This is a genomic window from Bifidobacterium sp. ESL1130 (assembly GCF_058507935.1).
Genome location: NZ_CP196379.1, coordinates 1,490,383 through 1,503,001 on the forward strand (window position 1 = coordinate 1,490,383; position 12,619 = coordinate 1,503,001).

The 12,619-nt window shown below is 59.1% G+C and carries 9 protein-coding genes; 4 read left to right on the forward strand and 5 right to left on the reverse strand.

What is annotated here, in order from left to right; genetic code table 11:
• Positions 1-91 precede the first annotated feature (91 nt).
• From purB to ACSYSO_RS05870, 4 genes are all read left to right on the forward strand, one after another.
• Positions 92-1,537 (forward strand): adenylosuccinate lyase, encoded by a 1,446-nt coding sequence (gene purB, locus ACSYSO_RS05855; protein WP_491701679.1) that lies wholly within the window; start codon positions 92-94, stop codon positions 1,535-1,537.
• Positions 1,534-3,981, forward strand: coding sequence for a lysylphosphatidylglycerol synthase transmembrane domain-containing protein (locus tag ACSYSO_RS05860; RefSeq protein ID WP_491701680.1), 2,448 nt, complete (start codon positions 1,534-1,536; stop codon positions 3,979-3,981). The genes purB and ACSYSO_RS05860 overlap by 4 nt, the downstream gene beginning before the upstream one ends.
• Before the next feature lie 153 nt (positions 3,982-4,134).
• Entirely contained in the window at positions 4,135-4,419 is a 285-nt protein-coding gene (locus ACSYSO_RS05865) for an HU family DNA-binding protein (protein ID WP_489760673.1), read from the forward strand.
• Between the two features lie 169 nt (positions 4,420-4,588).
• Positions 4,589-5,431 carry an inositol monophosphatase family protein gene (locus ACSYSO_RS05870; RefSeq protein ID WP_489760674.1) on the forward strand — a complete coding sequence of 281 codons (843 nt, stop codon included), beginning with the start codon at positions 4,589-4,591 and terminating at the stop codon, positions 5,429-5,431.
• 133 nt (positions 5,432-5,564) lie between these two features.
• Here the strand turns inward: ACSYSO_RS05870 and fmt are convergent, their stop codons facing one another.
• The 5 genes from fmt to rpoZ all read right to left on the reverse strand — a co-directional run bounded on the left by fmt (position 5,565) and on the right by rpoZ (position 12,465).
• Positions 5,565-6,545: a methionyl-tRNA formyltransferase gene (gene fmt, locus ACSYSO_RS05875; protein WP_489760675.1), complete on the reverse strand. Its 981-nt coding sequence runs from the start codon at positions 6,543-6,545 to the stop codon at positions 5,565-5,567.
• Positions 6,546-6,689: 144 nt separating this feature from the next.
• Positions 6,690-9,146: a primosomal protein N' gene (locus ACSYSO_RS05880; RefSeq protein WP_489760676.1), complete on the reverse strand. Its 2,457-nt coding sequence runs from the start codon at positions 9,144-9,146 to the stop codon at positions 6,690-6,692.
• 149 nt (positions 9,147-9,295) lie between these two features.
• Entirely contained in the window at positions 9,296-10,600 is a 1,305-nt protein-coding gene (locus ACSYSO_RS05885; RefSeq protein WP_489760677.1) for a class I SAM-dependent methyltransferase, read from the reverse strand.
• 118 nt (positions 10,601-10,718) lie between these two features.
• Entirely contained in the window at positions 10,719-11,942 is a 1,224-nt protein-coding gene (metK, locus tag ACSYSO_RS05890; protein WP_489760678.1) for a methionine adenosyltransferase, read from the reverse strand.
• Positions 11,943-12,174: 232 nt separating this feature from the next.
• Positions 12,175-12,465 (reverse strand): DNA-directed RNA polymerase subunit omega, encoded by a 291-nt coding sequence (gene rpoZ / locus ACSYSO_RS05895; RefSeq protein WP_489760679.1) that lies wholly within the window; start codon positions 12,463-12,465, stop codon positions 12,175-12,177.
• Between the last annotated feature and the right edge of the window lie 154 nt (positions 12,466-12,619).

Genomic DNA, 12,619 nt, shown 5'->3' on the forward strand with positions numbered 1-12,619 from the left:
CCTGTGAAGCAGAATGTCCGTGTTGTCCCAGCTGGGGCGCACGGACATTCTGCTTCTGCCAGCCGTTCACGGCTGGCGCTACCCTTAGAGCATGCAGTTGACCGAAATCTCCCCCTCGATTCCTTTGACTTCGCTGGATGGTCGCTACCGCAGGCAGACCCTTCCCCTGGTCGAATACCTCAGTGAACCTGCGCTCAACCGAGAGCGCATCGTCGTTGAAACGGAATGGATGATACTCCTGGCCAACGGGTATGCAGACAATGGCCACCGACAGCTCGTCCCAGGCGTACAGCCGCTGAACGATGCAGAGATATGCTACCTGCGCGGCATCGCGGATGGCTTCGATGAGGAGGGCATAGCCCGCCACGCTCAGCTCGAATCGCAGACACACCATGACGTGAAGGCTGTGGAATACTATATCGACGAATGCCTGGACGCCGCAGAAGACGAATTGGGGGAAGGCACACAGCTGCCCCGCCTCAAGACCTTAGTGCATTTTGCCTGCACGTCAGAAGACATCAACAACTGCGCGCAAGCCCGTTGCGTCAAGCACGCCATGGAACACGTGTGGCTGCCCGCCGCTACCCGTCTCATCGACCGTCTTGATGCCCAGGCTCGTGAGTACCGAGATATTCCCATGCTCGCCCTGACCCACGGGCAACCAGCCACCCCCACCACACTCGGCAAGGAACTGGCGGTATTCTCCCACCGTCTGCGCAGACAACTGCGGCATGTGGAGCGTCAGGAGTACCTCGGCAAGTTCAACGGGGCGACCGGCACATACGGAGCGCATATAACCGCATGCCCTGATACCGACTGGATAGCCGTATCCCGCGAGTTCGTGGAAAGGCGTATGGGGCTGAGCTTCAACCCGCTCACCACACAGATCGAAAGCCATGACTGGCAGGCGGAACTGTACGGCACCATCAGTCACGCCAACCGCGTGTGCCACAATCTGGCAGTGGATATGTGGATGTATATCTCCCGAGGCGTATTCGCTCAGGTACCGGTCGCCGGTGCCACGGGATCGTCCACCATGCCGCACAAAGTCAATCCGATTCGCTTCGAAAACGCTGAAGCCAACTTTGAGCTTTCCTGTTCCCTACTCGATACGCTGGCCTCCACCTTGGTGGAAAGCCGCTGGCAACGCGACCTGACCGATTCCACCACCCAGCGCAACATCGGCGCCGCACTGGGCTACTCGCTGCTGGCTTTGGATAATCTGGACGCAGGCTTGGCTTCCGTACGTCCCAACACCGAAACCATGGACCGCGAGCTTGACGGCAACTGGGAAGTGCTGGGAGAACCCATTCAGACGGCGATGCGTGCGCAGGAACTCGCCGGCAGGCCTGGGATGGATCACCCTTATGAGAAGGTCAAGGAGCTCATGCGCGGCCACGAAATCGATCGCGATGACGTGGAGGAGTTCATCGATTCCCTTGACTTCGACGAGGCCAGCGCCGCCCGTCTCAAGGCACTCACTCCGCAGCAGTACACCGGTCTTGCCTCAGTATTGGTGGACATCGATCAGCGATGAAGAATCGTAGCGAATATACCGGCGATACCGACGTTCATGCAGTGGAAATCGACGATACCGCCCCGGAGCGCACCCATAATTTCAATGATCTGATGCACGCTGCAGCATCGTTTATCATCGCTCTGGTGGTGATTTTCGTAGCGCTGTACATGCGCGGCATCACCCGCGGAGTAGAAGTGGATGCCAGGTCGGCCGGAGCCGCCATTGACTGGATCATGGATGTACCATCCTCGGTATTGCAGCAGATGGCATCGTTCGTCATCGTCATCGGCGTACTCATCCATTTGCTGGTCAATCGTGAGTGGATGCAATCGGCGGTAGCCGTCATCTCACTGTTCTGCGGCTATGCGACGGTATTGGCGCTCTCGCTGCTGTTCACCAAATTTGGCCAGCCTGCGTTGTTGGCAGCGGTTACCTCGCCCGGCGAGGGATCCGGCTCAAGCGTACTGCCCGACATCTACGCCGGCATCGGCGCGTTTCTGACGGTGGCAGGCCCTAGACGCGTGCGTTCCAGCGTGAAGTGGAGCTGGAACCTACTCTACGTAGTGGCTGTCATCTTGGTCATCGTCTCTTGGCATTCGGTAATCGGGGTCATCATATCCTTCACAGTGGGGCGCATCATCGGCATGGTGCTGCGCTTTACGATGGGCACCTACAGCAAAGGACTGTGGGGACAACAGATTGTGCAGGCGGTGCAAGGCATCGGGCTGGATTTGATTTCATTGCACCGCCGGCAAGGCACGAACAATGAGACCGGTGTGCTACAGACGGCGCTCGACGATGATCTGACCGAGAATTCACGTATCTACGATGCCACCGACCGGGCGGGTGTGCATTACATCATCTCGGTATTGGACGCGCAGCCGCACAATACCGGCTACTGGAACCAGCTGCTGCAGGTGCTGCGTTTCAGCGGCGTGACCATGCGTCTCGACCGTTCGGCCAACGACGCCACCCATCACCATCTCTCCATGGTTCTAGGGCTGCGCAACTGCGGCCTTGCCGTGCCCGATGCCTACGGAGTCGTGGAAGGAGAAGAGTCATCGGTATTGGTGTTCCGCCAAGACGGCACTCCCCGACCGATTGACCTCGCTCATATGAGTGAGGATGCCGCCGCCGACTTCATGCGTTATCTCAGCCGAGCCAACGACCGCGGCTACACACATCGCCGCATCACGCCAGATACCTTGGCATGTCTCGACGACGGCACGCATATCATTGCGGGTTGGCAGAACGGCGACTGCGCCAGTTCCAGCACCAATGTGGCCGTGGATAAAGTGCAGCTGCTGGTGCTGTGCGCCGCGCTTTTGGGAGAAGAGACCGCCATCGACGTGGCCCGGCGCGTGTGGGGTGACAAGACGCTCCTGGCACTCACTCCGTTTGTGCAAAAAGTCATCATTCCAGCACAGACACGAACTCTGCCCGGCTGGGACAAGCAGCTTGTCTCCCAAATGAGAGAACGTCTCACCGCACTGGCGCCCAGTGGCGATGAAGCTCCGGCGGAACCGGTCACTCTGGCTCGGTTCAATGTGAAATCATTCCTATCCATCACGTTGCTCATCATTGCGGTGGCGGTCATTTTCACTCAGCTCAAACCCGACGAGGTGATTGATGCGGTCACCCATGCGAACATATGGTGGGCTCTGATATGCCTGGGCTGCTCCATGCTCGCATGGGCCGCATCCGGCCTCACGCTCGGTGCGTTCATGGACAGGAATCGACGCAGTCCTTTCTCGCTCTTCTGCTCACAGGCCGCATCCGGCTTCACTGCCGTAACCATGCCCGCCGGGGTGGGGCCTGCGTTCGTCAACCTCCAGTATTTGCGCAAGAGCGGATACACCAATACTGCGGCAACGGCCATCATGAGCGTGACCTGGGTGGTGCAGGGAGCCACAACGATCATCCTGCTGCTCTTCATGGGCCTGTTCACCGGTCGCAACATGTTTTCCGGCGGCGTTCCCACCAACACGCTGGTGGTGGTCATCGGCATCATTGTGCTTGTGTTGTGCGCGGCAATGGCGATTGCTCCGATGCGCCGCCTGATCATCACCAAGTACATCCCGATGCTCAAATCGTACGCCCGCCAACTGGTGGATGTACTCTCGCAACCTCGCAAGCTCGCGTGGAGCGTGCTGGGAGCCGTACTGCTCAACGCCGCTACCGGCTTGGGCTTCTGGGCGGCGCTTATGGCATTCGGATACCATTCGAACCCCATCGAGACCACGTTTGTATTCCTGCTGGCCAATACCCTCGGATCGGCCATGCCCACCCCGGGAGGTCTGGGAGCCATCGAGGCGGCACTCACCTTCGCGTTTACCTCTATTGGAGTTCCTGCCGCAGTGGCGCTTTCCTCCACATTGGTGTACCGCGTCGGGTTCTATTGGCTGCGCATTCCCATCGGCGCTCTGGCACTTAAATGGTTAAACAGAAACAATTTAATCTAATAATGCCGCAAAAAAGGCAATTTTCTAGGAAAAAAGACCGAAAAACCCTGACATGTCGCCGTTTTTGCCCGGGTCATGCGCTAAACTCAAGGGTGACCAAGGTTTTCGCACGTTAGAGCGGAGGCCCCCGAGTAATCAAAGGATCGCATTTCTATGGCATACAACAAGTCAGACCTCGTCTCGAAGATCGCGCAGAAGTCCAACCTCACCAAGGCTCAGGCCGAGGCGGCCGTCAACGCTTTCCAGGATGTGTTCGTGGAAGCCATGCAGTCCGGTGAAGGCCTGCGACTGACCGGTCTCTTCTCTGCCGAGCGCGTGAAGCGCGCCGCACGTACCGGCCGCAACCCCCGCACTGGCGAGACCATCAAGATTCCGGCATCCTACGGCGTTCGTATCTCCGCCGGATCGCTCCTCAAGAAGGCCGTATCCTCCAAGTGAGTCATTGACGCTCCACGCATCGCAAGTCTCTGCCCGCTCTCACGGTCAGGGACTTCTTTGTTTGTAGGCCCATACGCCTGTGTGGCTCACATTGTGTCAGCTCATGGAAAAGGCACAAGCCAGAACCTATAATCGCTCTTAGAACCGTTACCGCAGAAAGGCCCGTCCGATGAATTTGAGAGAGCTAGCCCTCGAAGTGGCCAGTATTGTGCAGGATGCCGGACGGCATGCATTCCAAAGCCAGACCAATCCGCATGATCTTATTCTCTCCCCGATTCCCGCCACCAAAACGCGCTTGGAATCAGTCATCGACAAGAAGCTCGTCAGCTTCATCGAAAACCGGCTTACCTATCTTGCGCCGGGTCAAGGCATGTGGAGAGACCGCCCAGAGCGCGGCAAACCTGGCGACCGGTTCTGGTGTGTGGGCAATGTTGACGGCACCAGCAACTTCACCCGCAACATGCCTGAATGGACCATCACCGTATCTTTGTTCGAGTTCGTGACCGCAACCCACGCCCACCCCATTCTGGGCGTCGTGCATGCACCGGCGCTGGGCGTCACCTACCTGGCAGCCGAGGGAGAGGGAGCCATACGCATTCGACGCACCCCAGCCGGGGACAGGCACGAACGCATCATGCCGTCTACTGTGGCACATCTCGACGGATCCATCGTCAGTTTCGGTATGCCCTACATACCTGAGGAATCCGGCAGAGCATTCCGAGTGCTCGGCCGCATCGCCGGCAAACCGGCCGATGTGAAACGAGTCGGCCCGGTCTCGCTGGATTTGTGCCGAGTGGCCGACGGTACCTACGACGCCTACTTCGAACCACACCTACACCCATGGGACATTCCCGCTGTCTCCGCAGGCACCGTGGTGGTGCGGCAGGCCAAAGGCAAGGTAAGCCAGTGGTGCTCGGACACCATCCACTGGCGCGGCGAAAACGACATCGTGGCCTCAAATGGGCTTATCATCGACGAGCTCATCCCCTATTTTGAGGATCTGGACGACTGATCCGAAGACCAAAACCGGGGCTTGAATGCCGCATCAAGTCGCGAGGCGCCAACTCGAACCCGGTTGACACCTCGCATTACGTGGTTGGTGCCTCACATTGAGGCCAGGCACCAACCTGCGGCACATTCTTCTGTTAATCGAGGAACGCACCTGACCCCAAGTGTGCGCCACGTGCCCAGTCGGCGGCTTTCATGGACTTTTTGCCCTGTACGGTAACCTCTTCAAGCTCCAGTGCCTGCGAGCGCGTACCCACCCATACATGTTTCTTGTTCACGGCAAGCACGCCCGGCAAAAGACCGACAGGTGCACCACAATCTTCCTCGGCCACGCGCGCCTTGAGCACATGCATCAGCACGGCATTCTCGGCATCCTTTCCGGCCGCACCGCCATCGACGTGCAGGCGGCACCACGCACCCGGATCAGGTGTACATGCACGAATCTGACGGTCAGCGGCGAATGCCGGAACGTCGAAACGGATATGCGCATCTTCCGCAGTGATCTTCCTTGCCACTTCGTAGGATCCCCCGGGCTGTTCCTGCGGCAGAATCTCCCCGCTGGCCATAGCCTGCAGTGCAGCGGTCATCAACCGGGAACCGTCTTGAGACAGGCTCGTCAGCACATCACCCGAAGTGCTATGAGCGCCGATGCCAAGCGTGGACTGCGCCAGGATGGGACCGGTATCCATGCCTTCGGTGAGACGGAACACCGTCGCTCCCGTAACCGTTTCTCCAGCCCAGATGGCACGCTGCACAGGAGCCGCACCCCTCCACTGTGGCAGCAGGGAAAAATGCAGGTTGTACCAGCCCAATGGCAAAGCCTCAAGCACCGGTTTACGCAGTATTTTCCCATAAGCCACAATGGCACCTGCCTGGGCACCGGTGGACTGAATCTGCTCGACGAACCCCGAATCCTTGGGATCGCTGTCCAATACGGGAATACCAAGCTCAAGCGCAGCCTCTTTAACAGGACTGGGAGTAAGTTTCCGGCCGCGCCCACGCACCGCATCCGGACGCGTCAACACCGCCACCACCTCAAAGTGCTCCGTGTCTTGCGACAACGACCGCAACGTAGGCACTGCCGCTTGAGGAGTGCCTGCAAACAATACTTTCAACATTTCAGTCCCTTCGTTTTCCGTCGGCACACCAACCGACTCGTAACAGTCTGCCGCCATTGTATTCCAGCCCATCCCACTGTTGGACGGACATCAACCAATACACCAGAAACCTCCACCGCATTCTCGCTTCATGCCTGTACTGCGTTAGGTCAGATCCTTGGGATCCAGTTGGAAGCGCAACTCTCCCGGTTCACGACTCGCCACGTGCCGAGCCGAAGCCGTGTGCAACCGCTGTGCCAGTTCACCGCGTCTCGCCAAGGGTACCCTCACTACGGCTTTGACACGGTCGCGAGTGGCCTCCAACTCGCGTGCGTCCATGGTACGTGGCTGTGCAATCGGCACCGGCCCCAGTACCGAAGGGAACGTTTCACCCCCTACCGGCACTTCGGAAAAATCTCCACCCAACGCACCGATGTCCCGCAGCATCCGCATTACGGCATCCCGCTTGCCCCAGACCGTGGCAGCACTCACCACTGGCGGGAAGCCGGTCTCGGCACGCTCCTTGACCTCCCGTGAAGCGAGTACGCGAGAATCCCACAGTACCAGCGACATGGCAATGGCCGGATCACTTTCACCTAGGATAAGCGCTTGTCCTCCTTGCGCTCGAGGGGCACACATCGCCACGGCACGCATCCATGCGCTCAACGCGTCTTGCCTTGCGTCGATTCCGGGAGCGTACAGACTCGTCCATGCGTCCAAAATAGCCACTGCTTGATAGGAACCGGGCCGGTCAGGATGGTTCCGGTCGGATTCCACCCGCGGTTCAGCACCGGGCGTGGCAATGACGAGCAGTGGCCGGTCAGGGACCCGGGCAACCACACCTTGCGCCTGATGCGGACTGGACAACACCATGGAAACCCCATGGAACAACTGGCTCAATTCCTCAGCGGTGCCAGCCGCTCCCACACGCACCGATCGCATACGTGTCTGATGGCAAGCCGGGCAAGACCAATCAGAAGCCATGGCTCCGCACCAGCCACAACGCGGTGCTTCACCATGCACCAGACGCAACGGGCCGGTGCACTTGCGGCAACGCGCCTGCCGGTGGCAATGCGAGCAACTGAGCGCTTGTGCAATACCGTCCTGCGGAATGGAGAACAATACCGGCCCTCGTTCCAAGGCCTCGCTCAAGATGCGCACCGCGCTGTGTGGCACACGCGCACCAACGGTCGAATCAGCCAACCGGCTCAACTCATCACGGTTGAACCACCGAGTCCATGGGGTTGCCTCTTTCAACGCAGCCGGCAGCGGGTGCAACGCCACGCTCCGCCCGCTGATCTGCGTCTCACACACCTGAGGCAACTGCAGCTTCGGTTCGGCTTTATCCCCGGCATCCCGGCCTTCATCTGCCACTTCAACACGCGGCATATCCGACCGTTCATACTCCTGCTCGGCATCCGGTGCGATGCCGGTCTCCCCGCTTTCCCACTGGCTGATGGGACTGCGTGCCTGTGCCATCACCACCAGCGTACCGGCATGCGCCTTGGCACGCAGTCGCAACACACCGCGCGCAGATGCGTATGGCATCATACCGTCGGCATACTGGTAGGCGCTATCCTCAACGATGGCGAACAGCGCTTCGCCTTCCATCGGCGCGTACATGGCGGCTCTGGTACCGACCACGCAGCGCACTTGACCATTCGCCACCGCCACATACGAACGATATCGCTCGGCCTGCGGCATGGAGGCACTCAGGCATGCCACATCACCGGTGAAACCGCCATGACCGGCTTGAGTACGTCTGAAAGCGGTAAGACCGTAGGCGCTCAACGCTTGCATCATATCGTTGACTTCACGCATGGACGGCATAACCAGCACGGCGCCGCGCCCCGACAGCAGCGACCGCGCCGTCATCCATGCCAAGTCCCGAGCCCACTGGCCCGCCCCCGGCATGGCATCTACCACAAATGGGGAAAATCCATGCTCGCCGAGTGCATCTCGGAGTGCGGTCGTATGGTCAAAGCAGCCTTGCAATCGGTTCAGTTCTTGGTCAATCAACACCTCATTGAGACGAGGTGAAGTACCGGCACCGCCAAACGCCTGTCGCGCCCCCAGTGCTTCACCGGTATGTTGCGCACCGGAAAGCGAGCTGGTTTCATGGTCTTGAGGTGATTGTTCGACGCACGCAGTGACGGACTGCCTACCGATTGCCAAGGCCAGGCGCTGCTCTTCGTCCACCTTCGCCACTCTTGCAGGCACCGCCAGACGGACAATGTTGGCCAGTGTGCCTCCATAGGCCTGAGCGATCAGTTCGATATCCCGGCGCATGGAATCGCCGACCAGCACGCCTCCGCTCAGTACACGTTCAAGGTAGCGCAGCGAAGACGCAGGTGCGTCGCTGGTGGCGGTGCGCGACCAGATGATGCCGTTGAGCTTCTGCCCGCCGAAGCGCACCCGCACCATGACACCAGGCTGGGCGTCTTCGTCGAGCTTCTCGTCGATGAGGTAGTCAAAAGTACGTCCCAGATGGGCAGCCTGAACATCGAGCACCACCTGCGCCACAGGATAGCGACCAGCCGGATGACGTTCCTTCGGCGCACGCTTGCGACGTTTGCGCGGAGCCAGCCCCGCCAGTGCCAGTTGCTCAGCCTCCTGTGCCATACTCACCGCCTTTACGCTCAATACCAATGATGGCGACGATGTCTGACACCGTCGCCATCGGCACATGCCTTTCATCCCGTCGAAGGGATTACCACGTCAGGTATGTGCATCTCACGCCATGTGCGGCGTTGCCACGCATGGGCTCCTATTTACTCGGACTTGATGCGAGCATCCTTGACCCACCACGGACGCAGCGGATATGTGGATGTCATGGCCTCTCCTCCGGGGCGCACGCATAGGAACTGGTGAATCTGAATGTTGTTCAGTTCGAAGTTCAGCGCGCATCCGGCCATGTACAGCCCCCACAGGCGGGCCTTGGGCTCGCCCATCAGCTCCACGGCACGATCCCAGCCAGCCACCAGGTTTTCATTCCAACGGTGCAGGGTGAGCGCGTAATGCTGACGCAGATTCTCCTGATCCACCACTTCGAAGCCGGTGTCGTGGATCACGGTCTCAATCTCACCGGGGCTGGCAAGCTGCCCGTCCGGGAAGATGTAGCGATCGATGAACTCGCCTGCGGACTTGCCGGTCATCGAGTTGACACGGGTGATCTGATGGTTGAGCAGACGTCCGCCGGGCTTGAGCTTGTCGAAAATCTCCTGGAAGTAGCCCGGATAGTTCTTAAAGCCCACATGTTCCATCATGCCCAGAGAGCAAATGCCATCGAAATCACCTTCCGGCACGTCACGATAGTCCATCTGACGCACCTCGGCGAGATCTTCCAACCCCTCACGCTTAATCCATTCCTGCGCCCATTTGACCTGTTCTCCAGCCAAGGTAACACCCAGCACACGAATGCCGCGTTTGGCGGCACGAATAGCCATGGAACCCCAACCGCATCCAATGTCGAGCAAACGGTCGCCGGGCTTGAGGTCGAGCTTATCGAGCACCAGATCGAGCTTGCGTATCTCCGCTTCCTCGAGGGAGTCCTCAGGGGACTCGAACACGGCGCATGTGTAGGTCATGGAGGGGCCGAGGAAGAGGCGATAGAACTCGTTGGACTGGTCGTAGTGATAGCTCACGGTAGCGGAATCACCCTTTTCCGTGTGCGGCATGAGGCCGGCAGCCCTACGCTTCCAACGGCTTGGCCCTTCGATGGCCGGAGCCTCGGGGTGATGGATGCCGTGCGAATAGACGCTGGCGACGACACGTGCCAGGTCGGCGGGATTCGGCTTCTTCACATCGGACTTGAGAGCCACCAGCTGCTTGAACACCTCGTACGGGTCTCCCGGCACCAGCTCCGGAGAGCTGATATCGCCCTGCAGATACGCGCGCGCGAGTCCCAGATCATTGGGATGATCCACCATGTAATACACGGCACGCGAATTGTTGACGTCAATGTGCAGCGGAGCGTCCTGCGGGCCGAATGACGACCCGTCAAACGCTGAAATGTTGATTCTTCCTGTGTCGACGAGGAACAAACTCATGATGTCCGACACGCTCATAGCGGCCATGCGCCACCTCCATATCAAAATTCCCAAACAGTATTCACTGTATTGCCCTGTTTCGACACTTCATGAGGTGGCGCATTCACCGCTGCCTAGTGGTGCATCCCTACTCTCCCAAGGAAATTCAGCTTTCCGAGATGGCTTTTTTCAGCTCATCGACCTTATTGGTCTTCTCCCAGCTGAAGTCGGCATCCACACGGCCGAAGTGACCATATGCCGCGGTTTTGAGGTAGATGGGGCGCAGCAGGTCGAGCTCATCGATGATGGCAGCAGGACGCAGGTCGAATACCTGACGCACCGCAGCCTGAATCCGTTCATCGCTCACGCCGCCGATGGCGGTGCCGAACGTGTTGACATTGATGCTCACCGGCTGTGCCACACCAATGGCATACGCCACCTGAATCTCGACCTTGTGCGCCAGACCTGCAGCCACGATGTTCTTGGCGACCCAACGTGTGGCATATGCCGCACTGCGATCCACCTTGCTGGGGTCCTTGCCGGAGAAGGCGCCACCGCCGTGATGCGCCGCACCACCATAGGTATCGACGATGATCTTGCGACCGGTCAGCCCCGAGTCCGCCGCCGGGCCGCCGAGCACGAACGAGCCGGTGGGATTGACCAGCATACGAAAGTCGTCATGGACGATGTTGTCGCCGCACACTTCGGCAAGTACAGGAACGATGACATGCTCACGCAGTTGAGATTCCAACCATTCGTGCGTGGCCTGCGGATCATGCTGGGTGGAGATGAGCACCGTGTCGACGCGTTCGGGCTTGCCCTGCTCATCATATTCGATGGTAACCTGGGTTTTGCCATCGGGGCGAAGATTGGGGACGATGCCCTCTTTACGCACCTGGGTCAGGCGCTGTGACAAGCGGTGCGCCAGATAGATGGGCAACGGCATGAGCGTCTCGGTCTCATCACACGCGTAGCCGAACATGATGCCTTGGTCTCCGGCTCCCTGTGCTTCGTACCGCTCTTCTCGCGATGCTGCAGACTCCTGCTCCTCATCAAGCCGTGCCACACCCTGATTGATCTCGCTGCTTTGCCCGGTGATGGAAACCAGAACGCCGCATGAATCGGCATCAAGCCCGACTTCGGAGCTGGTGTACCCGATGTTCTTCACCACGTTGCGCACGATGTGCTGCACATCCGAATAGCCTTTGCTGTTCACTTCGCCAAACACGAAGAACTGTCCGACGGCGGCCGATGTCTCTACAGCGACGTGTGAGTGGGGGTCCTGGGCCAGCATGTCGTCAAGGATGGCATCTGATATCTGGTCGCAGATTTTATCCGGATGGCCTTCGGTCACGGATTCCGCGGAGATGAGGCGGCGTTCTGCTGTCATTATTCACTTCTTTCTTCCATGCCGGCCGTGGCTTGCGCTGCGGCCGACGTGTATACATACGTTGCAGCAATGCTACGCCCAGCCCCCTATCGCCTTTCTGTTCAAGCCGTTCAGCAATGCCTGCGTTCGTCTCGCAGATACGACAAAGCCCCGCGCATGGCGGGGCTCGATGCCGGGGTGTAGTCCACCCAACACAGCAGGAGACACCGCAGGCATCTCCGGTCTGCAGCAGCTAACGGCTGCCTTCGTTCAAATCGTCTTCTGCCAGAGTCTCTTCAAGCAGGCCGTCGTTGATCTCGCGGAACGCAATGGACAACGGCTTCTCTTGGTTCTGGTACTCCACCAGCGGGCCGACGTTCTGCAGCAGGCCTTCATTGAGCTGAGTGAAGTACGAGTTGATCTGACGTGCACGCTTGGCCGCGAAGATGGAAAGCGAGTACTTGTTGCCGTCCACATGCTCCTGCAACTGGTCAATCGTCGGATCCACAAGTCCGTTCGGCGTAGAATCGGTGCCAAATGCCATAGGTAAAACTCCCCACATCGTGAAACTGCTATATATAGCCTTCGAGGCCTCCACTTTAGCGCTCGGGCACGATAACATGCCCAGAGCGCACCGAAGCGTGCGGAACTTGTATAACCAGCGCTGTCTGTCAGCCGCACATCCGCGAACACATACC

Coding starts and splice junctions, on each gene's coding strand:
- purB (WP_491701679.1), top strand. CDS start 92: ATGCAGTTGACCGAAATCTCCCCCTCGATTCCTTTGACTTCGCTGGAT.
- ACSYSO_RS05860 (WP_491701680.1), top strand. CDS start 1,534: ATGAAGAATCGTAGCGAATATACCGGCGATACCGACGTTCATGCAGTG.
- ACSYSO_RS05865 (WP_489760673.1), top strand. CDS start 4,135: ATGGCATACAACAAGTCAGACCTCGTCTCGAAGATCGCGCAGAAGTCC.
- ACSYSO_RS05870 (WP_489760674.1), top strand. CDS start 4,589: ATGAATTTGAGAGAGCTAGCCCTCGAAGTGGCCAGTATTGTGCAGGAT.
- fmt (WP_489760675.1), bottom strand. CDS start 6,545: ATGTTGAAAGTATTGTTTGCAGGCACTCCTCAAGCGGCAGTGCCTACG.
- ACSYSO_RS05880 (WP_489760676.1), bottom strand. CDS start 9,146: ATGGCACAGGAGGCTGAGCAACTGGCACTGGCGGGGCTGGCTCCGCGC.
- ACSYSO_RS05885 (WP_489760677.1), bottom strand. CDS start 10,600: ATGGCCGCTATGAGCGTGTCGGACATCATGAGTTTGTTCCTCGTCGAC.
- metK (WP_489760678.1), bottom strand. CDS start 11,942: ATGACAGCAGAACGCCGCCTCATCTCCGCGGAATCCGTGACCGAAGGC.
- rpoZ (WP_489760679.1), bottom strand. CDS start 12,465: ATGGCATTTGGCACCGATTCTACGCCGAACGGACTTGTGGATCCGACG.